Raw genomic sequence first — 26514 nt, forward strand, 5'->3', positions numbered from 1 at the left:
TCGTCCAGATTAATATACAACTAGACAAATATTGCGGCGCCGCCGCCGATTTGGCCAGTGAAGTTTCCATGACAAGACGTGACCCGGTCTGGGCGGCGATTGCCGCGATCCTGCGCGCCGAGATCGGCTCGGGCGCCTGTCCGCCCGGCGCGAAGCTGCCGACCGAGGCGGCGCTTGCGGCCCGCTTCGGGGTCAATCGGCACACCGTCCGCCATGCTTTGGCGGCGCTGGCCGAGGAGGGGCTGGTGGTCGCGCGCCGCGGTGCGGGGGTGTTTGTGGCGGCCAGCCCGCGCACCGATTACGCGCTGGGCCGCCGGGTGCGGTTTCAGGAAAACGTCACGGCGTCCGGGCGCAGGCCCTCGCGTCGGGTGCTGCGGCTAGAAACCCGCCCGGCCGAGGCGGCGGAGCGTGCCGCGCTGGGCGTTGACCGGGTGCATCTCTATGAGGGGCTGTCGCTCGCCGATGGCACCGTGCTGGCGCAGTTCCGATCCGTCTTTCCGGCCGAGCGCTTTCCCGCTCTGCCCGAGGCGCTGGCCCGGCTTGGCTCGGTCACCGCGGCGCTGGCCGAGATGGGCGTGGCCGATTACACCCGCGCTTCGACGCGGATCACCGCGAAGATCGCGCGGGGGCCGCGGGCGGGCCTTTTGCAGTTGCCCGAAGGCGCGCCGCTTCTGCGCACCGAGGCGCTGAATGTCGATGCCGCGGGGGTGCCCGTCGAATACGGGCTGACCTGGTTTGCGGGCGATCGCGTCGCGCTGACGGTCACGCCCGAGGGGGCGGCTCAGACCGGGGCGGTCTCGTAACGCTCAAGGAAGTCTTCCGCCGGAAGGCTGCGGAAATCTGCCAGCCTTGCGCGCAGCGTCGCATGGTCCCAGTCCCACCAGGCCAGCGCCAGAAGTCGTTCGGCCACGGTGTCGGGAAAGCGCATCCGCAAGGGCACGGCGGGGCAGCCCGCCACGATCAGGAAGGGGGGCACGTCCTTTGTCACCACCGCGCCCGAGGCGACGATGGCGCCGATGCCCACCGTCACCTCGGGCTTGATGATGGCGCCATGCCCGATCCAGCAATCGGCGCCAAGGTGGACCCGGCGCGCGGCGCGGTGCAGGAAGAAGGCGGCATCATCGCCGACATCATCCCAGTAGTAATGCGACCGATAGAGGAAATGATGCTGCGCCGCATTGCGGAACGGGTGATCGGTCGGGCCGATCCGGGTCATCGCGGCGATATTGGCGAATTTCCCCACCGTCGTGTTCGCGATATCGGCGAAGCGGTCGCAATAGGCGTAATCGCCCATCTCGACATTGATCAGCCGCGATCCGCGGCCGATCTCCACCCAGCCGCCGAAGCTTGCGTTGGTGATGTCGCAATCGGGCCCGATCAGCGGTGTGACGGGATGCAGTTTCGCCATGGTCTACCCCTTGATGAAGCGCGTGCGCAGCCAGCCCGACAGGCTGTCCATCGCCATCACCATCAGCGTGATGAGGACGATGTAATAACTCACCTCTTCCCAGTCCTTCTGGGTCTGGATCGCCTGGGTCAGCAACAGCCCGATGCCGCCGCCCACCAGCGCGCCGATGACCGTGGCCGAGCGGGTGTTGCTTTCCAGATAGTAAAGCACCTGGCTCAGGATCACCGGCGCCACCTGCGGCACCACCCCGAAGCGGGCCTGTGCCAGGGGGGAAGCGCCCGTCGCGGCGATCCCTTCGCGTTGATTTTCGTAAATGTTTTCCAAGGCCTCCGAGAAGGTCTTGCCAAAGGTTCCGGTGTCGGTCAGCAAAATGGCCAGCGCGCCCGTCAGCGGCCCCGGCCCGAAGGCGCGGCTCAGGATCACCGTCCAGATCAGCCCGTCGATGCCGCGAAACAGATCGAAGATCCGCCGCAGCCCCAGCCGGATCGCGCGGGCGGGGGCGAAATTCGAGGCCGCCAGAAAGGCCAGCGGAAAGGCGATCAGCGCCGCGCCGAAGGTGCCAAGGAAGGCCATCAGCACCGTCTCGCCCAGCGCCCAGGCGACATCGCCGTGCCGCCACATCCGGTTTTGCCAGATGTCGGTGGCCATCGCCGCCAGATTGGAGCGCTCGGGCTCCAGCCGCGGCTGCCACAGCGCCAAGGCGGCCAGTTCGGCCGCGCTTTTGCCGTGGAACGGGCTTTGCAGATCGAAGAAGAACAGCTCCCAGCCGGGTTCGTAGCGCAGGGTTTCCGTGCGCGCGGGCGTCATCGAAAACCGCCACCACGGGCTGCGCAGATCGACCCGCGTCGCCGAGGCCGAAAGCCAGTCCGGGCTTGCCGCGCCTTCGGGCAGGGTGACGGAAATCCGCCGCCCGTCGCGGCTGACCGTGATCGCCCCGAAGCCCGCGCGCTCGATCCGCGCGCCGGTGCCGGTATAGGTGATGCGCGAGCCATCGGGCAGGGCGATGTGCGGTTCGGCGCCGTCCTGCACCCAGCCGGGGAACTGCCCGGGGGCATAGCGGCCCTTGGCCTCGCCCTCGATCGCGACCTCGAGGCCCGGCTTGCGGCGATCCAGCGTCACATGGGTCTTGAAGCTCCAGAAATCGCCCAGCAGCACGGCGGCGTTTTCCGGCCGCATCCGCGCGGCGATCCCGGGCAGATCGAAGCTGAAGAAGATCACTGTCAGATAGGCCACAAGCAGCAGCGGGGCCGCCAGACGCAGCGCCCGGCGCCGGGTCAGGCGGCGCCCGACCTCGGTCTGTGCGATCAAAAGCGCGGGCGCCGTCATGCCGGGCTCCCCCCCTTGACCAGTTTCGCCCGGGCACGGTCCGACAGCGTGTCGACCAGCACGATGGTCAGGAACAGCAGCGCGAAGATCGCCACCACCTGATCGTAGCGGCCCTGTCCCCATTGCAGCGTCGTGCGCAGGTCATAGCCGATGCCGCCCGCGCCGACGAAGCCCAGGATCGCCGAGGCGCGGATGTTGATTTCAAAGCGCAAAAGCGCATAAGAGGACCAGTTCGGCGCCACCTGCGGCAGGACGGCACACCAGATCCGCGCCAGCCACCCCGCGCCGACCGAGGCCAGCCCCTCGACCGGTTTCAGATCGGCGTTTTCGGCAACCTCGGAGAAAAGCTTGCCCAGCGCCCCCGCGGTATGGATCGTGATGGCGATCATCGCGGGCACCGGGCCGCCGCCCAGCAGAAAGATCAAGACCAGCGCGATGACGATTTCGGGCATCGCCCGCATCACATCCATCAGGCGGCGGAGCGGCGCGATCAGCAGGGGAACGGGGGCCAGCGCGCGGGCCGAAAGCACCGCCAGACCCGCGGCCAGAAGCCCGCCAAGCAAGGTCGAGACCGCGGCGATGTTCAGCGTCTCGATCAGCGAGGGCAGATACTGCCCCAGATAGCGCGGCAGGTTGCGCCAGTCGCGCGCCGCCTCGGCCAGGATTTCGGCCGGGAAATCAAGAATATGCGCGATGCCATCCGTAAAGCCGCCGGCATTGCGCGCCTCGGCCGTGTGCCATCCCGCGGCCATCAGCGCGACGAAAAGCGCCATCAGGACGCCGCCGTAAAGCCGGCGCCTGCGCACCAGCGCCAGATATTCGGCCGTGGAAGAGATCGCGGCGCCAGACATTGGGGGGCCCTTCGTGCAGGGAAAGGGACGGGGGCCGAAGCCCCCGCCCGAGGGTGCTGAAAGCTGTGGGTGCTGAAATCAGTTCCCCTGCGTCGCGCGCCGGGTTTCCACGATGATGTCGTAGAAATCGGCGGTGATCGGGGTGAAGCCCGCGGTGTCGCCCGCCGCGACGCCATAGGCGCAGTCCTTGTCGCGGGCGTGCAGGCCCTTGACCAGATCAACCATCTTCGCCTTGACCTCTTCGGGCAGGGCATGGCGCAGCACCACCGGGCCTTCCGGGATCGGCGCGGATTTCCAGATCTCGACCAGATCGTTCATGTTCACCAGACCCGCATCGACCGCCTTGCGCAGCGCGCCCGAATTGTAGCCGTCTTCCCAGTTGCCCTGACCATCGGCCCAGGTCACGCCCGCGTCGACATCGCCATTCACCACGGCAACGATGGTCTGTTCATGGCCGCCGGTGAATTTCACCGTCTTGAAATAGCCCGAGGCGCCATCGGCCAGGTCTTCGCGGGTGATCTCGGGATGGGTTTTCGGGATATCGACCGAGGGGATCAGATAGCCCGAGGTGGAGTTCGGATCGCCAAAGCCGAAGACCTTGCCCTTGGCGTCTTCCAGCTTGGTGATGCCGCTGTCTTTGCGCGCGATGCCGATCGAATGATAGGTGAAGGAGCCGTCCAGATTGGTCTTCACCAGCGCCACATCGACCGCTTTCGGGTCGGTCAGATAGACCTTGGCATAGGCCGAGGCGCCCAGCCAGGCCATGTCGATGGTGCCGCCCAGAAGCCCCTGCACGACGCCGTCATAATCGGCGGGGGCGAACAGCTTCACCGGCACGCCCAGCGTGTCTTCGGCATATTTGCGCAGGCATTCGTTGGAATTCAGCCGGTCTTGCGCGTTTTCACCGCCCAGAAGGCCGATGTTGAACTGGGTGATGCCCTCGGCATGGGCGGCAGAGGCAAGAAGGGTCGTGGCAGCCAGAACGGCGGGAAGGATCTTCATGGTCGTCTCCGGTTGGACCCGGCCACCCCGGCCGGGAATGGGGTCAGGCGCCCAGCATCGCGCTGGCGTAGCTGGCATCGGCGCGGGCATCGGCGGGAAGCGCGGTCGAGGTCGCGGCCTCGTTGAAACTGGCATCGGCGCCATAGATCTCGCGCGCGATGCCGGTCGACAGCTGGTCGGGGCGGCCGTCAAAGACGACGCGGCCGTCGCGCATGCCGATCACCCGGTCGCAATAGCGCCGCGCGGTATCCAGCGTGTGCAGATTGGCGATCACCATCCGCCCGTCCTCGGTCTGGATGCGCTTGAGCGTGTCCATGACGATCTGCGCATTCATCGGGTCAAGGCTGGCGATCGGCTCATCGGCCAGGATGATCGCGGGATCCTGCATCAGCGCCCGGGCGATGGCGACGCGCTGCTGCTGGCCGCCCGACAGCGCCTCGGCGCGCTTCGATGCCTGATCGGCGATGCCGAGCCGGTCAAGGATGCCGATCGCCCGGGCAATCTCGTCCTCGGACCAGAAATCGAAGATCGCGGCCAGCGTCGCGCGGCGGCCCAAAAGGCCATGCAGCACATTCGACGCCACATCCCGGCGCGGCACCAGATTGAACTGCTGGAACACCATCGCGCAGCGGCTTTGCCAGAGCCGCTTTTCCCGGCCCGTCAGCGCGGCGACATTGCGCCCCTGAAACAGGATTTCGCCGGAAGTGACATCGGTCAGCCGGTTGATCATCCGCAACAGCGTCGATTTCCCCGCCCCCGAGCGGCCGATGATGCCGACAAAGGCGGGCCGGTCGAAGCGCAGGGAAACGGCGTCCACGGCCTTTCGGCCGCCGAAGTCCCGCGTCAGCCTTGCAAGCTCCAGCATGTGACCCTCCCGCTTTCGGTCCGGGCAAGTCTTCGACGCTGCGGGCAACAGCAGCATGGCAGTTCCTTAAAGCTTCGGTAACGCTGGCGCGCAGGGCAGGGCGCGGCCCGCGCCTTCCGGTGCCGGGCAGTCTTTGGCCAGACCGGGCGGGGCAATTGACCTCAATCAAACGAACCACTTGGCATCTGTGTTCAACTCGGACCGGCAGGCAAAGGAGGCGCGCGATGCAAAGGATCATGTTGGCGACGGATTTTTCCGAACGGTCGGACCGGGCCTTGCGCCGGGCGGTGCTGCTTGCCAAAGCCGAGGGGGCGGTGCTGGATCTTGTGCATGTGGTGGATGATGACCAGCCGCGGCGGATCGTCGAGCATGAGGCCGAAGATGCCCGGATCTTGCTGGGCGAGCTGGCGCAGTCGCTGCGCACGGCCGAGGGGCTTGCCTGTGCGGCCGAGGTCGTGCTGGGCGATCCTTTCGCCGGAATCGCCGGGGCCGTTGCCGACAAGAAACCGGATCTGTTGGTGATCGGGCCGCACCGGCGGCAGATCTTGCGGGATGCCTTTGTGGGGACCACCGCGGAGCGGACGATCCGGTCGGTCGATTGCCCTGTCCTGATGGTGAACGGCCCTCCGGTCGGGGCGTGGCGGCATATCCTGCTGACCACCGATCTTTCCGAAAACTCCAGAAGCGCGTTGCAGCGCTTTGCGGCGCTTGGGCTTGGCAGGCTGGCCCGCCGGTCCGTCCTTTATGTGTTCGATGCCGTCGCGCTGCGTCTGGTCATGGCGGATTCCATGCCGAAAGACGACCGGGAAGACTATCTGGCGGATCAGAAGACCCATGCCCATCGGGATCTGGCGCAGTTTCTGGCGGATCTGTCCGGGCTGAAGGCCGAACTGCTGGTCCGCCACGAGGGGACGACGGTCGTCCATGAAATTCAAAAGGCGGCCGAGGCCCTGAACGCGGATCTGATCGTGGTGTCGACACAGGGCAGGGGCGCGGTCGAGCGGTTCTTTCTGGGCAGCGTCACCGAAAAGATCCTGCAATCGGCGCGCGTCGATGTGCTGGCCCTGCCACCCGCGCCCGGTCGCGCGGCTGCGCCCTGAGCCCTGGCTTGCGCGGGGCAGGGGGGCCATGTCGGGCGGAGGCAGGAAAAGGCCCCCGTCCTTGCGGACAGGGGCCAGGTTCGTCGATCAGGCTCTTGTTTGATGCCCGAGGTTTTGGTTTCGCCTGGGCCTTCTCGACGTCTGGGGCAAGCGCACCTGCCCCGGATCTCTGTGCAGCGCCCTCAATGCAGCGCGCGGGCGCCCGAACTCATCAGCGTGACGGTGGTGGTGGCGCCGCGCATGCGGATGTCGGTCACATCGAACCCATGCGCATGCAGATCGCCGCCCAGCACCTCGATCGAATCGCCGCGGAAGCTGGCGTCGATCAGCCGCTTGAGCGCCGCGCCCGCCAGCACGGCCTCGTATCCGCCGGGGATGCGGCGCAGGGCCACGGGGGCGAAGCTTTCGGTGGCGATGATCAGCTGCATGGTCCGTCCGGTCATTCTGAAGGGAATTTTCTTTTTGTCTTCGCCCCTTGCGGGGCGAAGTTCAGATCTTGGGCTCAGCTGCAGCCGCTTGTCGCGCCGCAGGTGTTGCACTTCATGCAGGTGCCGTTGCGCACAAGCGTGTAGTTGCCGCATTCGCCGCAGGCCTCGCCCTCGTAGCCCTGCATCTTCGCCTTGGCGCGGGCGTCCATCGCCACCACACCGGACGAAATCGAGGTCGAGACCGAGACATTCGCCCCCACCGCCAGCGCGGTTTCGGGAACCAGCGTGTTCAGCGCCGCCATCGGATCGACCTGCGTCCCCGCACCGCCGCGCAGCACCACGAATTCCTGCGGCAGCCGCTTGCGCAGATAGCCGGTCGAGGAAATCTGCCGCAGCACTTCCAGCGATTTCGAGGCCGCCGTCTCGCTCACCGGCTCGATGTTGCGCTTGCCCTCGTTCTGGCCACCGCCGAGATCGTCGAACATCGTGCCCTGCGGCTTGATGTGGGCCAGATCGGTGCGGTCAAGATAGCTCACCGCCAGTTCGCGGAAGACGTAATCCAGGATCGAGGTCGCGTTCTTGATGCTGTCATTGCCCTGCACCATGCCCGCGGGCTCGAATTTGGTGAAGGTGAAGGCGTCGACGAATTCTTCCAGCGGCACGCCATATTGCAGCCCGACCGAGACCGCGATGGCGAAATTGTTCATCATCGCCCGGAAGCCCGCGCCTTCCTTGTGCATGTCGATGAAGATTTCGCCCAAGGAGCCATCGGCATATTCGCCGGTGCGCAGATAGACCTTGTGGCCCCCCACGACGGCCTTTTGCGTGTAGCCCTTGCGCCGGTCGGGCAGTTTTTCGCGATGCGAGCGGACCAGTTCCTTGACCACGATCTTTTCGACGATCTTTTCGGCCAGAACCGCCGCCTTTTCCTGCTGCGAACCGGAGGCCAGGATTTCCTCGGCTTCCTCGTCATCCTCGACCAGCGCGGAGGCGAGCGGTTGCGACAGTTTCGAGCCGTCGCGGTAAAGCGCATTGGCCTTGATGCCGAGGCTCCACGACAGTTCGTAAGCCGCCTTCACATCCTCGATCGTGGCGCTGTTGGCCATGTTGATCGTCTTCGAGATCGCCCCCGAGATGAAGCTCTGCGCCGCCGCCATCATGCGGATGTGGCTCTCGACCGACAGATAGCGCTTGCCCTTCTTGCCGCAGGTATTGGCGCAGTCGAAGACGACGTAATGTTCGGGGCGCAGGAAGGGCGCTCCTTCCAGCGTCATCGTGCCGCAAACATGGTCGTTCGCCGCGTCGATCTGCGCCTTGCTGAAGCCAAGGTGGCGCAAAAGGTCAAAGGTCGGATCGGCCAGCTTCTCGGCCGGGATGCCCAGCGTCTTGGTGCAGAATTCCTCGCCCAGCGTCCATTGGTTGAAGACGAAGCGGATGTCGAAGGCCGAGGGCAGGGCGGCCTCGATCTTTTCGATCTCGCGCGGGCCGAAGCCATGGCCGATCAGCGCGGTATGGTTGATGCCGGGGCAATTGCCCAGCGACCCATGGCCCACCGCATAGGCGATGATTTCCGCGATCTGCGCCGAACCGTAGCCGAGCGTTTCCAAGGCCGCGGGCACCGAGCGGTTGATGATCTTGAAATAGCCGCCGCCCGCCAGTTTCTTGAACTTCACCAGCGCGAAATCGGGCTCGATGCCGGTCGTGTCGCAATCCATCACCAGACCGATGGTGCCGGTCGGCGCGATCACAGACACCTGCGCATTGCGGAAGCCGTGGTCCTCGCCCAGACGCAGCGCCTCGTCCCAGGCCATGCGGGCCAGGCGCAGCAGCCGGTCATCGGGGCAATTGGCCAGATCGAGCGGCACCGGCGGCACTTCCAGCCCCTCATAGCCCTTCGACTTGCCATGCGCCGCGGTGCGGTGGTTGCGGATCACCCGCAGCATGTGCTCGCGGTTCCTCGCATAGCCCGGGAAGGCGCCCAGCTCCGCCGCCATCTCGGCCGAGGTGGCATAGGCGATCCCGGTCATGATCGCGCTCAGCGCGCCGCAAAGTGCGCGGCCCTCGTCGCTGTCATAGCCAAGGCCCATGTTCATCAAGAGCCCGCCGATATTGGCATAGCCGAGGCCGAGGGTGCGGAAATCATAGCTGCGCTGCGCGATTTCCTTCGACGGGAATTGCGCCATCAGAACCGAGATTTCCAGCGTCATCGTCCAGAGCCGGGTGGCATGGACATAGGCCTCGGCGTCGAATTCGCCGCCCCGATAGAAGGTCAGCAGGTTGAGCGAGGCAAGGTTGCAGGCGGTGTCATCCAGGAACATGTATTCCGAGCACGGGTTCGAACCGCGGATCGGCCCATCCTCGGGGCAGGTGTGCCAGGCGTTCACCGTGTCATGGAACTGGATGCCCGGATCGGCGCAGGCCCAGGCGGCATGGCCGACCTGATCCCACAGATCGCGCGCCTTCACGGTCTTGGCCACCTTGCCATCGGTGCGGCGCAGCAATTCCCAATCGGCATCGTCCTTCACCGCCTTCAGGAAGGCATCGGTGACGCGCACGGAATTGTTCGAATTCTGCCCCGAGACCGAGATATAGGCATCGGAATCCCAATCGGTGTCATAGGTCGGGAATTCGATGCTGGAAAACCCCTGCCGCGCATATTGCAGCACGCGGTTGATATAGGTTTCCGGGATCATCGCCTTCTTGGCCGAGCGGATCGCGGCCTTCAGCCCCGCATTCGCGGCCGGATCGGTGCGGCCCTCTTCCGAGCCATCAAAGCTGCGGATCGCCTCGAAGATCTTGTTCAGCTCGCGCTCGTGCATCTTGGAACCAGCCACCAGCGAGGCGACCTTCTGTTCCTCGATGACCTTCCAGTTGATGAATTCCTCGATATCGGGGTGATCCATGTCGCAGATCACCATCTTGGCGGCGCGGCGCGTGGTGCCGCCCGATTTGATCGCCCCCGCCGCGCGGTCGCCGATCTTCAAAAAGCCCATCAGACCCGAGGACTTGCCGCCGCCCGACAGCCGCTCGCCCTCGGCGCGCAGGCTGGAAAAGTTGGTGCCGGTGCCCGAGCCGTATTTGAACAGGCGTGCTTCCCGGACCCACAGGTCCATGATCCCGCCTTCGCCCACCAGATCGTCGCGGACGGACTGGATGAAGCAGGCATGCGGCTGCGGATGTTCATAGGCCGAGGCGGATTTGGTCAATTCGCCGGTGGCGTAATCGACATAGTAATGCCCCTGCGACGGGCCGTCGATGCCATAGGCCCAGTGCAGGCCGGTGTTGAACCATTGCGGGCTGTTCGGCGCGGCCATCTGCGCGGCCAGCATGTGGCGCATTTCGTCGAAATAGGCGCGGGCATCGTCTTCGGTGGTGAAATAGCCGCCCTTCCAGCCCCAGTAGGCCCAGGCGCCCGCCATCCGGTCGAACACCTGCTTGGCCGAGGTTTCGCCGACAAAGCGCTGATCTTCGGGCAGTTTTTCAAGCGCGGCCGTGTCGGGCACGGACCGCCACAGGAATTCGGGCACGCCCTTTTCCTTGACGCGTTTCAGCGCGGCCGGAACGCCCGCCTTGCGGAAGTATTTCTGCGCAATCACATCCGAGGCCACCTGGCTGAACCCTTCGGGCACCTCCACGGCGTCGTTGCGGAAGACCACCTTCCCGTCGGGATTGCGGATTTCCGAGGTCGTGGTGGTGAATGCGATCGCGCCATAGGCGCCGCTTTCCACCGTGGTGAACTTGCGCTCGATCTTCATCTGCCCTTGCGTCCTTTTCCAACAACACCTGCCCGGGCGGAGGCAAGGACGCACCACGTCCGGATCCGCGATCCGGCATCGGGTCAAACCCTTTTGGGTGAACCGTTCTGGTTGGCTGTCCCGCGCCCGCTGTCGCCACTACATCTGGTGGCTTATCTGCCGACAGCCCACAACCTGCCGTGTGGGCGCGGCATCGTCAACGTAATTTTCACCAAATCCGGGCGCGTTTTCCGGTTGACGGGGGCACAGGCAAACTGCGCGCAGATTCTTCCACATTCCCGGGCCGGGGCGCCGCGGCCTGCAGAGGGGCGAATTTCCGTTGCTTTGGGCTGGATTACCCGTCGAAGCTGCAACGGTTCCGCGACTTCTCCACAGCCCCCCATATCTTGTGGAGAATTTTTGCCGAAATTCGGTCCGGCGACGGCCTCGGGGCGGGCTGTGGACAAAACGCGGGGGATTCGGGCAAAGAGACGGAATTCCTTAAGGAATTCTTAATGAATCTTAATGGATAGATTCGCTACAGCTGGTGTTGTCAGGGCAGCGGGGCGCGGCCGCGCGGCCTTGCCGAACCCCCATATCTGGTGTGCCCGCAAGGACGGCACCGCAACGCCCCCGCATCCGCGCCGCCGCCGGTCCCCCCACGATCAGGCCGGCAGGAAGTCCCGGGCGCCCGATGCGGCGGCAGGATCGGCGGGGCGGGACGGATCTTCCTGCCAAAGCCGGAAGCGCCACAAATGGCGCCGTAAACAGCTCAAGGGGGAGTGATCATGTGCTGGATTTTGGTGGTGGCGAGGGGGGGACTCGAACCCCCGACCCCGTGATTATGAGTCACGTGCTCTAACCAGCTGAGCTACCTAGCCACTGGCGGCGTCACTAAGGGATGGCGGCGGGGGCGTCAAGGGCGAAAACGGCAAAAAACGCTTCAGCCCGTCAGCCGTTCCGCCGCCGCGATCACATCGGCGGCCAGAGCCGCCAAAGCCGCGGGGGCAAGGCTGGGCGCGGCAACCTCTAGCACCGGGCGGTCCTGACGGGCGCGGTGCTTTTCATAGCGCGGATCGTAATGGCGCTGCATCAGATCCGCCGCCAGCGCCTCGAAGGCCCGCGCCTCGGCCAGACCGTGCCAGAGGTGGATCACTTCGGCCGCGTGATAGGGGCGCAGCTGGTCGATCAGCCGCGTCAGCCGCAAGGGATCGGCGACGATATCGGCATAGGCCCGCGCCAGATAGGCCGCGCGCTCGGGCAGGGGGGCCACCAGCCGCAGCCGCGGCGCCGTGCGCAGCGCGGTCCAGAGGCCTTTTGGCAGCTGGATCTCGCCCACCTTCGCGCTTTCCCCCTCCAGCAGCACCGGCCGCGCCGGGTCAAGCCGCGCCAGCGCCACCGCCAGCTGGCCCTCGAAGCCGGTCTGCGCCGGTTGCCCGCTCGGCAGGGCGCCAAAGATCGAGCCGCGGTGATTGGCCAGCCCCTCCAGGTCGATCACCTGCGCGCCCTGCGCGGCCGCCGCCTGCAGCACGGCGGTCTTCGCCGAGCCGGTGTTGCCATCCAGCACCACGACCGGCGCGCGGATCGGCTGCGCCAGCGTCTCCAGAACCAGCCGCCGCCAGCTCTTGTAGCCGCCCTCAAGCAGATCGGTGCGCCAGCCCACCGCGCGCAGGATCGTCGCAAACGACCCCGAGCGCTGCCCGCCGCGCCAGCAATAGACCAGGGGCCGCCAGCCCCCGGTCTTGTCCGCCAAAGGGCCCTCCAGATGCGCCGCGACATTCTTCGCCACCAGCGCCGCGCCGATCTTGCGCGCGTCAAAGGGCGAGACCTGCTTGTAGATCGTGCCGACCCGGGCGCGTTCCTCATTGTCGAGGGCGGGCAGGTTGATCGCCCCGGGCAGATGGTCGAGCGCATATTCCGCGGGCGAGCGGACGTCGATGATCGTGTCGAAATCGAGCGCCGCCGCCTCGGCGACCGAGGTCAGGCGCATCAGTAGACCGTGACCGGCGTGCCCAGCTCGACCGTGTTGTAAAGCGCGATCACATGGTCGTTCACCATGCGCAGGCAGCCGTTCGACACCGCATGGCCGATCGACGAAGGCTCGATCGTGCCGTGAATGCGGATGCCGGTGTCATGGCCGTTCTGGTAAAGATACATGGCGCGCGCGCCCAGCGGATTGCCCGGGCCCCCGGCCATGCCGTTTTCGGCATAGCGCGCGTAATGGCCGGGGCTGCGCTTGACCATCTCGGGGGTGGGTTTCCAGCTCGGCCATTCGACCTTGCGCGCCACCGTGGCCTGGCCGCGGAACTGCAGCTCCGACCGGCCGACGGCCACGCCATAGCGCATCGCCTTGCCCGGCGCGATGATGTGGTAGAGGAAGAACTTGTCCGAGACGACGATGATCGAGCCCACCGCCAGCTCGGGTTTCACCGCCACTTCGGTCGGATAGAACTGCGGCCCGATCGGCCAGGATTTCGCCGGGGCGGGCGCGGGGGCGGGCGCGGCCACCGCCGCGGCGGCCGGGGCCTCGGCAAGAAGCGGCCTTGCAGCCACGCCCAGCGCGGCCAGACTCGTCAGAAAAGTGCGGCGATACATGCAGATCTCCCGGTTCGGTTGCGGACAGGCTAGCAAAGCGCCTGCCGCCACTCAACGTCAAAAGGGAGAGCGCTCACTCCGACTTGCCAAGCGCCGCGGCCTCCATCTGCGCCTCGTGCTCGCGCCGCAGCGCCTTGCGCAGCTCGGCCGCCTTCCAGCGCAGCATCTCGGTCTCGTCTTTCGGCTCCAGCATCGGCACGGCGACGGTCTTGCCGGTCTCATCCACCGCCACCATGGTGAAATAGCAGCTGTTGGTGTGCCGCCGCGTGCCCTCGCGGATGTTTTCGGCCTCGACCCGGATGCCGATCTCCATCGAGGACCGCCCGGTGTGGTTCACGCTGGCACGAAACCGCACCAGCTCGCCCACATGGATGGGTTCCTTGAAGATCACCTGGTCAACGGAAATCGTCACCGCATAGCGCCCCGAATAGCGCGAGGCGAGCGAGAAGGCGACGCGATCAAGCCAGTTCAACAGCGCACCGCCATGCACCTTGCCGGAAAAATTCGCCAGATCCGGCGTCATCAACACGGTCATTTCCAGCGTCTTGCGCTCTTCGGCGGTCAAAGGGTTCATCATCTGGGCCTCGTGCAAATCGACATCGTGGCAGAGGCGTAGTTCAGCCAAGAAGAAACTGCCACCGCTTCTTGCCACATTTGCGCGATCAAGGATCTGGCCGCAACCCCGGCGCCCTTTCACCTTGGTGCAAATATCCCGGGGGGAGGCCCGCAGGGACGGGGGGCAGCGCCCCCCTAGCCGGTCAGATGCCGCAGCCCCTGCGTCACATCGGTGCGCACGGCCAGTCGCAGCCCCGGTTCGTCGCCCGCCCGTAGCGCCGCCAGAATCAGCCGGTGATGCCGCGGCGGCTCGGTGCGGGGGAACTTGCCGTGCAGCTGCCGCATGGTGGGGCCAAGCTGCAGCCAGACCGTTTCCAGCACGGCCAGCATCGCGGGCGCCTGGGCGCGCAGGTATAACGTGCGGTGGAATTCCAGATTGGTGCGGATGTAGGCCACCGCATCGCGCCGCGCCACCGCCTCGGCATTGGCGGTGTTGATCGCCGAGAGCCGGTCGATCAGCGCCAGATGGGCGCGGGGCAGGGCGCGCGAGGCCAGTTCCGGCTCGATCAGCGCGCGCAGCGCCGCCAGCTCCTCGATCCGCTCGTTGGTCAGTTCCGGCGTCGAAACCCGCCCCGAAGAGGACAGCGTCAGCGCCCCTTCGGCGACAAGGCGGCGCAAGGCCTCGCGCACCGGGGTCATCGACAGACCATATTGCTTGCCAAGGCCGCGCAGCGTCATCGCCTGGCCGGGCAAAAGCTCGCCGGTCAGGATCTGCTGGCGCAGGCTGCGGTAAAGCCGGTCATGGGCGGCGGTTTCGGTGGGGCGGGTTGCGGGTTGGGCCATGCCCCTTTGTGATCACGAATCCCGCCGCGGTCAATCCGTCAGACGGATCGCCTGCAGCGCCGCGCCATGGGTTTTCAGCCAGGCCCGATGCCGGGCATAGTCGGGGCAGAGCCGCGCCACCACGGCCCAGAAGGCCGGGGAATGGTTCATCTCGGCCAGATGCGCGACCTCGTGGGCGGCGACGTAATCGAGCACCTCGGGCGGGGCCATGATCAGCCGCCAGCTATAGGACAGCGAGCCATCGGGCGCGCAGGACCCCCAGCGCGAACGGGTGTCGCGCAGGGTGATGCGCTTGAACGGGCGGCCAAGCGCCTTGGCATGGGTCTCGGTCGCGGCTTGCAGCCGGAGGCGCGCACAGTGGCGCAGGAAAGTTTCAAGCCGCGCGCCCAGCCGATCCGCCCCCGCGGGGACGAGCAGTCGGTCGCCCTCGCGTCGCGGCGCGCGCAGGCTTGCCGCCTCGATCCGCAGCGCCGCGCCTTCGAAGGGCAGCAGATCGCCAAAGCCGGGGCGGTTTTGCGCGGGCAGCTGGGCAAGCGTGCCGCGCAGCCAATCCGTCTGCGCCGCGGCAAAGGCCACGGCTTCGGTCAGCCGCGCGCGGGCGGGCAGGGTCAGCGTCACCGCGCCGTCGATCCGGCTGACGCGCAGCGAAAACCGCCGCGCCCGGGCGGAGCGGCGCAGCAGCACGGCGACACCGGGCAGATCGGGCAGGATCAGGGGGCTTTCCGTCATCGGGGGCTTTGGTTCGGCTGGAAGCGGCAGGGGGACGCGAAAAGGCTTTGACACCCCGCGGCGGTTGTGGCAGTTGGCTGCGACTCTGTGCGAAAGAGCTTGCCAGGAGACTTCCATGCCGAAAGAGGAATGGGGCGTCAAGCGCCTCTGCCCGCATTGCGCGAGCCGGTTCTATGATCTGGCCAAAGACCCGATGACCTGCCCGGTCTGCTCGAACAGCTTCTCGCTGGAGAGCCTGACGGCCGCGGGCCGCAGCCGTGTGATGGTCTCCGACAAGGTGGCCCCGCGCGAGGCCGATCTTGATGTCGACGATCTGGCCGATGATGATCTGGACGAAGACGGCGGTGACGTCGATCTGGACGATGATCTGCTTGAAGACGACGAGGACGACAACGTCTCGCTCGATGACATCGCCGATGTCGCGGGCGGCGAGGACGAGGCCTGAGCTTCGGATCAGGCTGCACGATCCCTGCAAGGAAACCGGGCGCGAGGGCAACTTCGCGCCTTTTCCTTTGTTTTCAGGCGATTTTTGCGGGGACGAAAATTTTTGCATCGCGGCGTGTTTTTTCCTCTTGCGCCCGCCTTTTGGCCCCCGTATAGACCGCTTCACGCAAGACGGAAACGTCAAGCGGACCCGGTGGGGTCATAGCTCAGATGGGAGAGCGCTTGAATGGCATTCAAGAGGTCCGGGGTTCGATTCCCCGTGGCTCCACCAACAAAAACAAAGGTTTGAACGACAGTCGCCCCGCCTTGTGCGGGGCGTCGTCGTTTTCGGGGGCACGCATGACTCCCTGCGGCGGTCTCGAAGGCCTGCAACAGCGCGGGGTCTTCCTCTTCGCCTCCGGTTGTCGGTCCTTCGTCACGCGTTCTGCCCGGTGCGACGAGTGCTTTCGCACCAGGTCAGCGGAACATCATTCCGAAATGGCATGATCCGGGGCGCATCCGGCATTGGCCTTTGCGCGCAAAAACCGTCATGGAGGGGCAGGCGAGCCCCGGCGCGACGGCGGCGACGCCTGTGCTTTCAGACCGGATCAAGGGACATATGATGCATCGCCGCCCCCGTTTCAGCCTGCCGTTCACGGCGCAAGGTGCCCTGGCCGCCGCCGGGCTGCTGTCGCTGCTGCTGCTGGCCAGCCTTGTCGCGGGGCGGGTCGGCGCGGATCGGCTGCCCGGGGCGGGGGGGCTGCTGGTCCTGTCGGTGCTTTGCGCCATCGTGCTGGCGCTGCTGCGGCTGCCCCGGGTCTCGCGCATTGCGCAGGTGTTTCTGGCGGGCGCGGTGCTGGCCACGCTGGCCGTCGCGCTCTTCCTGCCCAAGGCGCTGCCCGCGATGCAGGCGGCGGCCTTGCAGGGCACGGCCTTTTCCGCCTTTCTGACCGCGCTTGGTCTGATCCGCGCCCCGGTGCGCCGCTCAACCCTGATCGCGCGCGCGGCCGAGGGGCTGTTTGCCCATTCCGCCCGCGCCCGGGTCTTTGCCGTGTCGCTGGGCGCGCAGGGGATTTCGGTGCTGTTCAACATCGGCACCATCGGGATGATTTCCGATATCGCGCGCAACCATGATGCGGCGCGCAAGGCGTCGGGCAAGCGCGGTATCGACACTGCCGCAATGACGCTGGCGGCGCTGCGCGGCACGCTGTTGATGACGGTCTGGTCGCCGATCGGGCTGGGCTTTGCCATCGTCACCAGCGCCATTCCCGCGCTGGACCCGGTGCGTTTCTTCGGCCTTGCGCTGGGCATTGTCGCGCTGCTGTCCATTGCCGCCGCGCTGCTGGAGGCCGCGGCCACCCCCGTGCCGTCCGGGCCCCGCCCGCAAGACCCCGCGCCCGAGGGGGCGGGCCGGGCGCTGGCATTGGTTCTGGCCGCGATTGCCGGGCTGATCGCGCTGACGATTGCCGCGCATCGGCTGCTTGATGTCAGCTTCCTGATCGCCGCCTGTCTGGTGCTGCCGCTGCTGGCCGCGCTTTGGCCGGTCCTGGAACCGGGGCTGCGCGGGCCGCGGGGCGAGGGGCGGCTGGCCCGGCTTGCGGCCGCCTCCGAGGGGATGGCGACGGAAAGCACGATCTTTCTGGCCGCCGCGGTGATCGGCGCGGCTGTCGCGGCGGCGGCGCAGGCGGCGGGGATCGACGCGCTGATCGCGGGCGGAAGGCTTCCGGCGCTGGCGGTGATCCTCGGCTGTCTTGTCGTCATCCCGGCCGTCGGCGCGGCGATGATCCCGCATACGATCGTGATGATCATGGCGGCAAGCCTGTTCGGCGCCGGGCCGGTCGGTGCCGAGCACCCCTATGCCCTTGGTCTTGCCCTGCTTTTCGCCTGGGCGCTGGCGATTGCCGCCTCGCCGATCTCGGCGATGTCGATCATCACCGGGCGCGAATTGGGCGTCACGCCGCAGCGGGTCACCTTTGCGCTGAACCTGCGCTTCACGCTGGGACTGATGGCTGCCGCGGCGCTGGTGGTCGTCCTTGTCCATGCGCTTGAATAGGCGCCGCGCGGGGCTCTGACGCCCGCCCGTGGTCCTGCCGATCGGCGCCGGACCCCGGCCTCCGGGCCGCCAGCCGCCGGATCTCGGCCGGATCGGGGGGCGGCTTCGGCCTGGGCCGCCATCCGCGCCCAGACCGCGGCGTCGAAAAGCCCGATGCTCGCTTGCGCAAAGTCCCAGGCGCGGGCGGCCGGATCGGCGGCCAGCAGCAGCGCCGCCCGCAGCGCCTGCCAATCCTGCAGACGGCGCGCCACCTCGGGCGTGTCGGGGGGCCAGGGCGCGGACGAAATCGGCAAAGGCCGTGGCCGCCGCGCCGCCGTTGCGCCGCAACAGCCGCCCCGCCAGCGCCCCGGCATGAATGCCGTTCGCGCCTTCGTAAATCGCGGTGATCCGGGCATCGCGCCAAGTCTGTTCGACCCGATATTCGGTCAGATAGCCATAGCCGCCCAGCACCTGAATGCCCAGATCGGCGGCGCGCATCCCGGCCTCGGTCGCGGCGATCTTGCAAAGCGGCGTCAGGAAGTCGACCAGATCGGGGCGGCGGGCGGTCTCGATCTCGACCAGCGTCAGGGCGCACATTGCCCGGCTGGCCAGCGTCAGATGCCGGGCCTCGTCCAGCATGCGGCGCACATCGGGGTGATCGGCCAGATGCGCGGGGCGGCCCTCGGCCGTGCGGCCCTGCACCCGTTCGGCCGCATGGGCGCTGGCGATGGCGCTGGCGCGAGCGGCATGGGCGACGCCCTGCAAGGCCACGTCGATTCTGGCGTGATTCATCAGCGCGAACATCGCCGAGAGCCCCGCGCCCTCGGTGCCGATCAGCTCCGCTTCGCAGCCGTCAAAGACCAGATGGCAGGTGGGCGAGCCATGCAGGCCCATCTTGTGTTCGATCCGCGCAACGGTGATGCCATTCGCGCCAAACCCGCCGCCCGAACGGGCCAGGAAAAGCGAGAGGCCCTTGACCCCCTCGTCCCTCGTGCCGCTGCGCGCAAGGATCAGATGCAGAAGGGTTTCGGACAGATCCTGCCCGCCGCCCGAGATGAAGATCTTTTCGCCCTCGATGCGCCAGCGATCGCCGTTGCGGGTCGCGCGGGTGCGGATCGCCCCAAGATCGGAGCCCGCGCCGGGTTCGGTCAGGCACATCGTCGCCAGCGCCGCGCCGGAAAGAAGATCGGGCAGATGCCGGGCCTGCTGATCGGGGCTGCCGCTTTCCATCAGCACCCGCACCGCCCCGGGCACAAGCGCCGTGAGCATCGACAGCGCATGACAAGCGCCGGAAAAGATTTCCGAAATCGCACCCGCCAGCGGCGCGGGGGCGCCCTGACCGCCGACCCTTTCGGGCAGGGCCAGCGTCTGCCAGCCCTGATCGACCCAGGCGCGATAGGCGGCGGGGAAGCCCGCGGGCAGATGCACCTGCCCGTTGATCAGCCGACAGCCCTGCGCATCGCCCACAGGGTCAAGCGGGGCGATCTCGGCCTCGGCGAAGCTGGCGAAATGGTCGATCAGGCTGCGGGCCAGGTCATCGTCCCAGCCGGGCAGGGTGTCGGCCCGCGCCACCTGCAGCGCGAAAAGAATGTCCTCGGTCGGCGCGCGAAAGGGGATCATCGGCAGCCCTCCAGCAGGCGGATGGCGTTTTCCTTCAGGATCAGGGGGCGGACCTCGTCGCGGAAGGGGGCTTTGGCGAAAGCGTCAAGCCATTTTTCCGGCGCGATCATCGGCCAGTCGGAACCGAAAAGCATCTTCTCCTTCAGAAGCGTATTCGCGTAACGCACGAGGATTTCAGGGAAATATTTCGGCGACCAGCCCGAAAGGTCAATGTAGACATTGGGCTTGTGGGTGGCCACAGACAGCGCCTCCTCCTGCCAGGGGAAGGAGGGATGGGCGAGGATGATCGGCATGTCGGGGAAATCGACCGCGACGTCATCCACGAACATCGGGTTTGAATATTTCAGCCGCATGCCGTTGCCGCCGCGCATGCCCGAGCCGACGCCGGTCTGCCCGGTGTGGAACAGCGCGGGCTTGCCGGTTTCCGCAATCGCCTCGTAAAGCGGCCAGGCCAGACGGTCGTTCGGATAAAAGCCCTGCATCGTCGGGTGGAACTTGAAGCCCTGAATGCCGTGATCTTCGACCAGACGCCGCGCCTCGCGCGCGCCCATCTTGCCTTTGTGCGGGTCGATCGAGGCGAAGGGGATCAGGATATCGGCATGCTCCGCTGCCGCCTCGGCCACCTCCTCGTTGCGGTAGCGCCGATAGCCGGTCTCGCGTTCGGCATCGACGGGAAAGATCACCGCCGCGATGTTCTGCGCCCGGTAATGCGCCGCGGTCTGCGCGATTGTCGGCGGGTGGGTCCAGGGCGCGCCGAAATAGCGCGCCATCGAGGATTGCAGATCGTCATAGCCATCATCGGCATGGCAGCCGCAGGGCTCTTCGGCATGGGTGTGAAAATCCACCGCCCGGACTTTGGAAAAATCGACCATTTTCGCCTCACACCCGGATCAGGCCGGGGTCTTCGTTGTCGTAAAGCCGTTCCAGCAGATCGGCGCGGCGGGTGATGATCTTGCGCACATTGAGCGAGCCCTTGTCGGTCAGCTCGCCATCCTTCAGCGAGGGCGGCTCGGCCAGGATCAACGCGCGGGAAATCCGTTTGGCCGAGCCGGTCGCATGCCGGGCCATCTCGCGCAGCACCGTCTCGATCTCGAATTGCAACAGCGGGTCGATCACCGCGCCTTCCGAGGTGTTTTCCCCATGCACATGATCGGGCTTGGGGAAGATGAAAAGCCCCACCTCGCCGCGGTCATGGCCGCAGATCACCACATCCTGCACCAGATCGCGCAGGGCTTCGAGCGCCTCCATCCGCAGCCGCCCCGCCTGAACCCAGGTGCCGGTGGTCAGCTTGAAATCCTCGGACACGCGGCCGTCAAAGATCAGCCCGCGGTCGGGGTGGGCGGGATCGACGAAGCGCACCGCGTCGCCGGTGATGAAGAAGCCCTCGTCATCGAAGGCGGCGGCGGATTTCGCCGGGTCTTCGAAATAGCCGGGCATCACATTGGGCCCGCGCACGCGGATCTCGCAGCGCAGATCGGGGTCGGGGATCAGCTTCACCTCCACCCCCGGCAGCGGCACGCCGATCAGGCCCGAGCGGGTCACGGGTTCATGCAGCATCACGCAGGCCGGGGCGGTCTCGGTCAGCCCCCAGCTCGAGACCATCAGCGGCAGCCGCCCGCCGATCTCCAGCGCGAATTCCTCAAGCCGGGTCCAGACCTCCTGCCGCAGCGAGGCGCCAGCGTAAAAGATCAGGTCGAGATCGTGGAAAAAGGCCGCACGCAGCGCGTGGTCTTCCTCCATCGCATGCACGAGCATCGAATAGCCGACCGGCACGTTGAAGGACATCGTGCCCGCCCGCGCGCGGATATTCTCGACCGAGGTCGCAAAGCCCGCCGAGGTCGGCTTGCCGGTGTCGATCACCAAAGTGCCGCCATGCGCCAGCATCATGTTCAGATTGTGCGAGCCGCCAAAGACATGGTTCCACGGCAGCCAATCGACGATGCGCGGCGGGCGGGCTTTCAGGAACGGCAACACCGAGGCGATCTGGGCCTGATTGGCGCACATCATCCGCTGCGTCGTCAGCACGCCTTTCGGATCGGAGGACGAGCCCGAGGTAAACAGGATCTTCGCCACGGTATCGGGTCCGACGCGGGCATGGGCAACGTCAAGCGCGCGGTCGGGCACGGCGGCCAGAAGATCGGCAAAGGGCGTGACCGCGCGGGGCGCGCCCTCGACGCGGCTTGCGACCACCTCGATCCCGGCCAGGTCCGGCAGCGCCAGAGCGGCGGCGTAAGTCCCCGCGTTTTCAGTGAAAACCAGCGCCGGACGGACTTTGTTCAGCACATAGACAAGGCGCGGATGGGCCTCTGGGATCAGCGCATATTGCTCGGCCACCGGCACCACCGGCACGCCGACATATTGCGCGCCAAGCGAGAGCAGCGCGTGATCGATCGAATTGCCCGAGAGGATAACGATGGGCGTGCGGGCCCCAAGCCCCCGCGCCAGCAGCGCGGCGGCAATGGCGCGGACCTGAGAGAGCACCTCGGCATAGCTCAGATCGCGCCAATCGGGGCCGCTGCGTTCGGACAGGAAGAGGCGGTCGGGGGCGGTGGCGGCCCAGCGATGCAGCCACTCGCCGGTGTTCGACACGATCGGATCGAGCGGGTAATCGGAGCGGAAAATCATCGCCCCGTCATCGCGGTAATCAAGATGCGCCTTGTGCGGCAGGTAATCGGTGCAGGCGGGGCAATCGGTGGTGGCGATGTTCATCTCGTCTCCTATCCGGTTCGGTCGGGCGCTTGTGCGGCCTCGATGCGGTTGAGAAGGTCCCGAAGTTGGGTGCGTTCGTCGGGGGTGAGCGGCGCAAGCACACGATTGTCGTGGTCCAGCACGCGCCGCTGCGCGTCATTCCAGAGTTTGCGCCCGGCCAGCGTCGGGCGCAGCGCATAAGACCGCCGGTCGCCCTCGACCTTGTTGCGGCTGATCAGATCGGCGGCCTCGAGTTCATCGACGATCAGCACCACGCCCGAACGTTCGATGGACAGCGCCAGCCCAAGGGCCGATTGCGTGATGTCGGGGTTCTCGACGATGATGGCGAGCGCCGAGAAGGTGGCGGGCCGCAGGCCAAGCGCGGCGATCATCGGGCGCATGTCGGCGTCGATCACCAGATAGGCGCGCTTCATGTTGTAGCCGATGAACTGGCGCAGGCTGTCGTCCTTGGGCAGGGGGGCGGTGTCCGTGGCGGGTTTGAGACGTTTCATGGGTTCCTCATGACATCAGGCGCACCAGACCGTAGCTGAGGACCGGAAAGGCGACCAGAAGCGTGATCCGCCCCAGTTCCGAGACCACGAAGGGCAGGGCGCCCAAAAACACCTGTCGGGTCGGGATGTCGCGCGCCATCGCCGAGATGACGAAAAGGTTCATGCCCACGGGCGGCGTGATCATCCCCATCTCGACCACCACAAGGGTGAGGATGCCGAACCACATCGCCTGCGCCTGCGGATCAAGGCCGAAATCAAGCCCCATCACGGTGGGAAAGAACACCGGCACCGTCAGCAAGATCATCGACAGGCTGTCCATCACGCAGCCCATGATCAGGTAAAAGGCGATCATCGCGACCATCACCGTCATCGGCGCAAGGCCCGAGCCGCCCACCCAATCGGCCAAGGCGACGGGCATGCGCGAGAGCGTCAGCGCGACGTTGAAGAGATCGGCGCCAAAGACGATGGCGAAGATCATCGCCGAAGACACGGCCGTGTCGATCAGGCAGGCGAGCAGGATTTTCGGCGTCAGGCTGCGGGTCAAAAGCCCCGCCGCGGCCACGGCGACGACGCCGACCGAGGCGCCTTCGGCCGGGGTGAAGAAGCCGCCGTAGATGCCGCCCAGCACCGTGGCGAAGATGGCGACGATGTGCCAGATGCCCAAAAGCGCGCGGAACCTTGTGCGCCACGACGCGGCCGGGGTGGCCGGGCCCTCCTCGGGGAAAAGCCGCACCCAGACCGTCACCGCCAGCGCAAAGCCCAGCACGGCCAGCGTTCCGGGGATCGTCGCGGCCAGGAACAGCTTGACGATATTCTGCTCGGTCAGCATCGCATAGATGATCAAGACGACCGAGGGCGGAATAAGGATGCCCAAAGTGCCGCCCGCCGCCAGCGCGCCCGAGGACAGCGCCCCGGAATAGCCCGCCCGTTTCATCTCGGGCAGGGCCACGCGCGCCATCGTCGAGGCGGTGGCGAGCGAGCTTCCGCAGATCGAGCCGAACATGGCGCAACCGCCGATGGCCGCCAGCGCCATGCCGCCGCGCCAATGCCCGATCCAGGCGTTCGAGGCCGCGAATAGCCGCCCCGAAATGCCGGTCATCGTGGCGATATTGCCCATCAAGACGAAAAGCGGCACGATCGCCAGTTCATAAGAGCGGAACTTGTCGGGCCAGGCGGTCGCAAGATAGCTCGTCAGCGCCTGCGGCGAGGCGAGCAGCGCATAGCCGATTGCGCCGATGCCCCCCATCGAGAGCGCCACCGGCACGCGCGCAAAAATCGCCAAAAGCATCAGCGCGCACAAAAGGATCGCAAGGGTCACCGGGTCCATCAGCCGTGCTCCTTTGGCTCATGACCGCCCAGCAGCGCCCGGGCGGCGTCAAAGGCGACCAGCGCCGAAAGTCCGGTGCCGAAGATCGCGGGCACATGCAGCCACCAGACCGGCACGCCCAGAAGCATCGTGCGGTCGCCGTAGCCTTTCGCCTCGATCAGCCCGAGGCACAGCCAGCCCGCGACCGAGGCCCAGAACAGCCCGAAGACCACGGTCCAGAGCCCCTCCAGCTGCAGCCGGTTGCGCATCGGCAGCCCGTTGGTGAAAAGATCGACGACGACATGGCCGCGCTTGCGCTGGCACAGCGGCAGGAACAGGCTCGCCGCGGTGGTGGCGACGATCTCGGTCGCCTCGAAATCGCCGCGGATGCCGCCAAACCCAAGGCTGCGGCCGATCACCGAGGCCGTGACGGTCAGCGAGACGGCGAAGATCGCCGCCCCGCCAAGCCCGGCGGACAGGGTGCAAAGCCGGTCCAGCAGCCCCGCCCGCGGCAGGGCGGGGGCGGGGTGGAGTGCGGGCTGCGCGCCCGTGCGCGCCGGGCGGATCGGCGGGCCCTCGGGCAGGGGCGGGGTGCGGATCTGCTCCATCTCAGCCGTCCAGAAGCGCATTGGCCCGCGCCATGATCGCGGCCCCGTCCAGACCTGCGGCGTCCAGTTTCGCGGCCCAGGCGGTGTGGATCGGCGCCGCGGCCTCGCGCCAGCGGGCGATCTCGGCGGGGTCGATCTCGTGGATCGGGCTGCCAGCGGCGATCACCGCCTGACGGCCAACCTCTTCCGAGGCATCGAAATTCTGTCCCATCCGGTCCGAGAGCACGGCGCCCGTCGTGGCGTCGAAGATCGCGCGCAGCTCCTCGGGCATCCGGTCGTGGCTCGCCTCGTTCATCACCAGCGCGAAGGTGTTGGTGTAAAGCCCCCGCGCCCCCTCGGCCGCGGCGGAATGCGCGTGGGTGAGTTCGTGCAGCTTCAGCGCCGGCACCGCCTCATAGGGCAGGCAGCAGCCGTCGATGACCCCATTCGAAAGGCCGACGACCATTTCGGTCACCGGGAAGAAGACGGGCTCCGCCCCCAGCGCGGCCAGAAACTCTCCCGTCGTCTTGTTGGGCGAGCGCAGCCGCAGCCCCTTCATGTCGGCGGCCGAGGTGACGGCGGTTTTCGTCATGTGGAACTTGCCCGCCGCATGGGTGTGAAAGGCAAGCGGCCGCACCCCCTGATAGTCGTTCTGGCCGAATTCCGCCATCAAGGTCCGCATCGCCACCGTGGTCTTTGCCGCCGTCGTCGCCATGAAGGGCAGCGACAGGGTTTCGGCGACCAGATAGCGGTCGGGCGTGTAGACGGTCAGCGTCCAGGCGATGTCGCAGGTGCCGCCCTTGACCTGATCGACCAACTGTTGCGGCTTGCCGCCCAGCTGCATCGCGGGGAAGATCTGCACCGCGATCCGGCCATCGGACGCGTCAGAAAGCTCCTGCGCCCAGGGTTCGAACACCCGGGTCTGGGTCGAGGTCATCGCGGGCATGAAATGGTGCAGCCGCAGCGTGACTTCCGCCGCCCGGGCGCGGCGGACAAGGGCGGGCGTGGCCAAAGCCGCACCCAGCACCGCGAGAGCCCCGCGGCGGGTCAGGTTCGTCATCATGTCTTCCTCCCTTTGTGGGTCCGGCCCCTCCCGGCCGGACGGACCGCCGCCCCTCTTGCGGGGGCTAGCGGAACTTCGGTTGCCGCCGTTCCAGAAAGGCGGAAAGCCCCTCCTCGGCGTCGCGGCTGGTCTGTGAAACGGCGGCGCACAGGCTTTCGGTGAACAGCCCGTCGGCGCGGCCCATGTCCTCGATCCGGGCAAGCGCCTGAATCATCATGAAATTCGACAGCTGCGCATTGGCGGCGATGCGCCCGGCCAGATCGCGCGCCTGTGCCAGGGCCTGCCCCTCGGGTGCCAGATAATGGGTCAGCCCCAGCGCCAGCCCCTCCTCGGCGGAATAGGCTCGCCCGGTCAGCATCATCTCGCACATCCGGTCGGCGCCCAGAATGCGCCCGACCCGGACCGAGGCGCCGCCGCCGACGAAAATCCCCCGCCGCCCCTCGGGCAGTTGAAAGATCGTCGAGGGTTCGGCCACGCGGACATGGGTGGCCGCGGCGAGTTCAAGCCCGCCGCCGATCACCGCGCCGAACATCGCCGACACCACCGGCAGGCCCGAAAACTGCACCAGATCCATCACCCGATGCCAGTTGCGCGAATGGCGCAGCGTGCCCTCGGCGTCGCGGGCGACATGTTCGGACAGGTCGAGCCCGGCGCAGAAATGCCCCCCGGTCCCGGTCAGGATCACCACCCGGATGCCCTTGGGGGGGGCTGCGAAAAACGCCTCGATCTCGGCCAGAAGCCCGTCGCACATGGCGTTGCGCTTGGCGGGGCGGTTCATCGTGAGCGTGGCAACGGGGCCCTCAAGCGTGATGTCCAGAAGCGGGCGGGTAACCGGCTTGTTCATGGT

At 66.8% G+C, this 26514-nt stretch carries 23 protein-coding genes, 2 tRNA genes and 1 pseudogene; 5 read left to right on the top strand and 21 right to left on the bottom strand.

What is annotated here, in order from left to right; genetic code table 11:
* Positions 1-68 precede the first annotated feature (68 nt).
* Positions 69-803, top strand: coding sequence for a phosphonate metabolism transcriptional regulator PhnF (gene phnF, locus ACTTAG_RS07010; RefSeq protein ID WP_444464794.1), 735 nt, complete (start codon positions 69-71; stop codon positions 801-803).
* On the opposite strand, the gene ACTTAG_RS07015 is transcribed toward phnF, so the two are convergent.
* The 5 genes from ACTTAG_RS07015 to phnC form a co-directional block, all read right to left on the bottom strand.
* On the bottom strand, positions 782-1408 hold the full coding sequence (locus ACTTAG_RS07015) for a chloramphenicol acetyltransferase (RefSeq protein WP_444464795.1): 627 nt from the start codon (positions 1406-1408) through the stop codon (positions 782-784). The two genes, phnF and ACTTAG_RS07015, sit on opposite strands and share 22 nt — an antisense overlap.
* 3 nt (positions 1409-1411) lie before the next feature.
* Positions 1412-2734, bottom strand: coding sequence for a phosphonate ABC transporter, permease protein PhnE (gene phnE / locus ACTTAG_RS07020; RefSeq protein ID WP_444464796.1), 1323 nt, complete (start codon positions 2732-2734; stop codon positions 1412-1414).
* Positions 2731-3585, bottom strand: a complete 855-nt coding sequence (gene phnE, locus ACTTAG_RS07025) for a phosphonate ABC transporter, permease protein PhnE (RefSeq protein WP_444464797.1) — start codon at positions 3583-3585, stop codon at positions 2731-2733. The genes phnE (ACTTAG_RS07020) and phnE (ACTTAG_RS07025) overlap by 4 nt, the downstream gene beginning before the upstream one ends.
* A 78-nt stretch (positions 3586-3663) precedes the next feature.
* The gene (gene phnD / locus ACTTAG_RS07030; RefSeq protein ID WP_444464798.1) at positions 3664-4587 is read right to left on the bottom strand and encodes a phosphonate ABC transporter substrate-binding protein; all 924 of its coding nucleotides are present in this window, start codon (positions 4585-4587) and stop codon (positions 3664-3666) included.
* Positions 4588-4630: 43 nt separating this feature from the next.
* Complete coding sequence (gene phnC, locus ACTTAG_RS07035) at positions 4631-5452, bottom strand: phosphonate ABC transporter ATP-binding protein (RefSeq protein ID WP_444464799.1); 822 nt, start codon at positions 5450-5452, stop codon at positions 4631-4633.
* A gap of 224 nt (positions 5453-5676) precedes the next feature.
* Between phnC and ACTTAG_RS07040 the strand changes: the two genes are divergently transcribed.
* A complete protein-coding gene (locus ACTTAG_RS07040) occupies positions 5677-6552 on the top strand; it encodes a universal stress protein (RefSeq protein WP_444464800.1) in 876 nt (291 codons plus the stop codon).
* A gap of 182 nt (positions 6553-6734) precedes the next feature.
* On the opposite strand, the gene ACTTAG_RS07045 is transcribed toward ACTTAG_RS07040, so the two are convergent.
* From ACTTAG_RS07045 to ACTTAG_RS07080, 8 genes are all read right to left on the bottom strand, one after another.
* Entirely contained in the window at positions 6735-6995 is a 261-nt protein-coding gene (locus ACTTAG_RS07045; protein ID WP_444464801.1) for a hypothetical protein, read from the bottom strand.
* Positions 6996-7054: 59 nt separating this feature from the next.
* Positions 7055-10735 (bottom strand): vitamin B12-dependent ribonucleotide reductase, encoded by a 3681-nt coding sequence (locus ACTTAG_RS07050; RefSeq protein ID WP_444464802.1) that lies wholly within the window; start codon positions 10733-10735, stop codon positions 7055-7057.
* 783 nt (positions 10736-11518) lie between these two features.
* Positions 11519-11595, bottom strand: a tRNA-Met gene (locus ACTTAG_RS07055).
* A gap of 62 nt (positions 11596-11657) precedes the next feature.
* Positions 11658-12704 carry a tRNA 2-selenouridine(34) synthase MnmH gene (gene mnmH / locus ACTTAG_RS07060; protein ID WP_444464803.1) on the bottom strand — a complete coding sequence of 349 codons (1047 nt, stop codon included), beginning with the start codon at positions 12702-12704 and terminating at the stop codon, positions 11658-11660.
* Positions 12704-13309, bottom strand: coding sequence for a L,D-transpeptidase (locus ACTTAG_RS07065; RefSeq protein ID WP_444464804.1), 606 nt, complete (start codon positions 13307-13309; stop codon positions 12704-12706). Before ACTTAG_RS07065 ends, mnmH begins: the two co-directional genes overlap by 1 nt.
* Positions 13310-13382: 73 nt before the next feature.
* Positions 13383-13883, bottom strand: coding sequence for an acyl-CoA thioesterase (locus ACTTAG_RS07070; RefSeq protein ID WP_444465207.1), 501 nt, complete (start codon positions 13881-13883; stop codon positions 13383-13385).
* A 176-nt stretch (positions 13884-14059) separates the two neighbouring features.
* Entirely contained in the window at positions 14060-14707 is a 648-nt protein-coding gene (locus ACTTAG_RS07075) for a GntR family transcriptional regulator (RefSeq protein ID WP_444464805.1), read from the bottom strand.
* Between the two features lie 30 nt (positions 14708-14737).
* Entirely contained in the window at positions 14738-15436 is a 699-nt protein-coding gene (locus ACTTAG_RS07080; RefSeq protein WP_444464806.1) for a M48 family metallopeptidase, read from the bottom strand.
* Positions 15437-15551: 115 nt separating this feature from the next.
* Here ACTTAG_RS07080 and ACTTAG_RS07085 point away from each other — a divergent pair, with 115 nt between their 5' ends.
* The 3 genes from ACTTAG_RS07085 (at position 15552) to ACTTAG_RS07095 (ending at position 17912) form a co-directional block, all read left to right on the top strand.
* Complete coding sequence (locus tag ACTTAG_RS07085; RefSeq protein WP_444464807.1) at positions 15552-15881, top strand: FYDLN acid domain-containing protein; 330 nt, start codon at positions 15552-15554, stop codon at positions 15879-15881.
* Between the two features lie 194 nt (positions 15882-16075).
* Positions 16076-16151, top strand: a tRNA-Ala gene (locus ACTTAG_RS07090).
* Positions 16152-16481: 330 nt separating this feature from the next.
* On the top strand, positions 16482-17912 hold the full coding sequence (locus ACTTAG_RS07095; RefSeq protein ID WP_444464808.1) for a hypothetical protein: 1431 nt from the start codon (positions 16482-16484) through the stop codon (positions 17910-17912).
* Positions 17913-18299: 387 nt separating this feature from the next.
* Here the strand turns inward: ACTTAG_RS07095 and ACTTAG_RS07100 are convergent.
* The 8 genes and pseudogenes from ACTTAG_RS07100 to ACTTAG_RS07135 all read right to left on the bottom strand — a co-directional run.
* Positions 18300-19511, bottom strand: a pseudogene (locus ACTTAG_RS07100) (acyl-CoA dehydrogenase family protein); the annotation flags it as partial.
* Positions 19508-20383, bottom strand: coding sequence for an amidohydrolase family protein (locus ACTTAG_RS07105; RefSeq protein ID WP_444464809.1), 876 nt, complete (start codon positions 20381-20383; stop codon positions 19508-19510). The pseudogene ACTTAG_RS07100 and the gene ACTTAG_RS07105, both read right to left, overlap by 4 nt.
* A gap of 7 nt (positions 20384-20390) precedes the next feature.
* Positions 20391-22220, bottom strand: coding sequence for a feruloyl-CoA synthase (locus ACTTAG_RS07110; protein ID WP_444464810.1), 1830 nt, complete (start codon positions 22218-22220; stop codon positions 20391-20393).
* Between the two features lie 8 nt (positions 22221-22228).
* The gene (locus tag ACTTAG_RS07115; protein ID WP_444464811.1) at positions 22229-22711 is read right to left on the bottom strand and encodes a MarR family winged helix-turn-helix transcriptional regulator; all 483 of its coding nucleotides are present in this window, start codon (positions 22709-22711) and stop codon (positions 22229-22231) included.
* A 7-nt stretch (positions 22712-22718) separates the two neighbouring features.
* Complete coding sequence (locus ACTTAG_RS07120) at positions 22719-24038, bottom strand: TRAP transporter large permease (RefSeq protein WP_444464812.1); 1320 nt, start codon at positions 24036-24038, stop codon at positions 22719-22721.
* Positions 24038-24625, bottom strand: coding sequence for a TRAP transporter small permease (locus tag ACTTAG_RS07125; RefSeq protein WP_444464813.1), 588 nt, complete (start codon positions 24623-24625; stop codon positions 24038-24040). Before ACTTAG_RS07125 ends, ACTTAG_RS07120 begins: the two co-directional genes overlap by 1 nt.
* A gap of 1 nt (position 24626) precedes the next feature.
* Positions 24627-25664, bottom strand: a complete 1038-nt coding sequence (locus ACTTAG_RS07130) for a TRAP transporter substrate-binding protein (protein WP_444464814.1) — start codon at positions 25662-25664, stop codon at positions 24627-24629.
* A 67-nt stretch (positions 25665-25731) separates the two neighbouring features.
* A complete protein-coding gene (locus tag ACTTAG_RS07135) occupies positions 25732-26511 on the bottom strand; it encodes a crotonase/enoyl-CoA hydratase family protein (protein ID WP_444464815.1) in 780 nt (259 codons plus the stop codon).
* Between the last annotated feature and the right edge of the window lie 3 nt (positions 26512-26514).

The organism is Rhodobacter capsulatus, from assembly GCF_052363185.1.
Classification (GTDB): Bacteria; Pseudomonadota; Alphaproteobacteria; order Rhodobacterales; family Rhodobacteraceae; genus Rhodobacter; species Rhodobacter capsulatus_E.

Coding starts and splice junctions, on each gene's coding strand:
- phnF (WP_444464794.1), top strand. CDS start 69: ATGACAAGACGTGACCCGGTCTGGGCGGCGATTGCCGCGATCCTGCGC.
- ACTTAG_RS07015 (WP_444464795.1), bottom strand. CDS start 1,408: ATGGCGAAACTGCATCCCGTCACACCGCTGATCGGGCCCGATTGCGAC.
- phnE (WP_444464796.1), bottom strand. CDS start 2,734: ATGACGGCGCCCGCGCTTTTGATCGCACAGACCGAGGTCGGGCGCCGC.
- phnE (WP_444464797.1), bottom strand. CDS start 3,585: ATGTCTGGCGCCGCGATCTCTTCCACGGCCGAATATCTGGCGCTGGTG.
- phnD (WP_444464798.1), bottom strand. CDS start 4,587: ATGAAGATCCTTCCCGCCGTTCTGGCTGCCACGACCCTTCTTGCCTCT.
- phnC (WP_444464799.1), bottom strand. CDS start 5,452: ATGCTGGAGCTTGCAAGGCTGACGCGGGACTTCGGCGGCCGAAAGGCC.
- ACTTAG_RS07040 (WP_444464800.1), top strand. CDS start 5,677: ATGCAAAGGATCATGTTGGCGACGGATTTTTCCGAACGGTCGGACCGG.
- ACTTAG_RS07045 (WP_444464801.1), bottom strand. CDS start 6,995: ATGACCGGACGGACCATGCAGCTGATCATCGCCACCGAAAGCTTCGCC.
- ACTTAG_RS07050 (WP_444464802.1), bottom strand. CDS start 10,735: ATGAAGATCGAGCGCAAGTTCACCACGGTGGAAAGCGGCGCCTATGGC.
- mnmH (WP_444464803.1), bottom strand. CDS start 12,704: ATGCGCCTGACCTCGGTCGCCGAGGCGGCGGCGCTCGATTTCGACACG.
- ACTTAG_RS07065 (WP_444464804.1), bottom strand. CDS start 13,309: ATGTATCGCCGCACTTTTCTGACGAGTCTGGCCGCGCTGGGCGTGGCT.
- ACTTAG_RS07070 (WP_444465207.1), bottom strand. CDS start 13,883: ATGAACCCTTTGACCGCCGAAGAGCGCAAGACGCTGGAAATGACCGTG.
- ACTTAG_RS07075 (WP_444464805.1), bottom strand. CDS start 14,707: ATGGCCCAACCCGCAACCCGCCCCACCGAAACCGCCGCCCATGACCGG.
- ACTTAG_RS07080 (WP_444464806.1), bottom strand. CDS start 15,436: ATGACGGAAAGCCCCCTGATCCTGCCCGATCTGCCCGGTGTCGCCGTG.
- ACTTAG_RS07085 (WP_444464807.1), top strand. CDS start 15,552: ATGCCGAAAGAGGAATGGGGCGTCAAGCGCCTCTGCCCGCATTGCGCG.
- ACTTAG_RS07095 (WP_444464808.1), top strand. CDS start 16,482: ATGCATCGCCGCCCCCGTTTCAGCCTGCCGTTCACGGCGCAAGGTGCC.
- ACTTAG_RS07105 (WP_444464809.1), bottom strand. CDS start 20,383: ATGGTCGATTTTTCCAAAGTCCGGGCGGTGGATTTTCACACCCATGCC.
- ACTTAG_RS07110 (WP_444464810.1), bottom strand. CDS start 22,220: ATGAACATCGCCACCACCGATTGCCCCGCCTGCACCGATTACCTGCCG.
- ACTTAG_RS07115 (WP_444464811.1), bottom strand. CDS start 22,711: ATGAAACGTCTCAAACCCGCCACGGACACCGCCCCCCTGCCCAAGGAC.
- ACTTAG_RS07120 (WP_444464812.1), bottom strand. CDS start 24,038: ATGGACCCGGTGACCCTTGCGATCCTTTTGTGCGCGCTGATGCTTTTG.
- ACTTAG_RS07125 (WP_444464813.1), bottom strand. CDS start 24,625: ATGGAGCAGATCCGCACCCCGCCCCTGCCCGAGGGCCCGCCGATCCGC.
- ACTTAG_RS07130 (WP_444464814.1), bottom strand. CDS start 25,664: ATGACGAACCTGACCCGCCGCGGGGCTCTCGCGGTGCTGGGTGCGGCT.
- ACTTAG_RS07135 (WP_444464815.1), bottom strand. CDS start 26,511: ATGAACAAGCCGGTTACCCGCCCGCTTCTGGACATCACGCTTGAGGGC.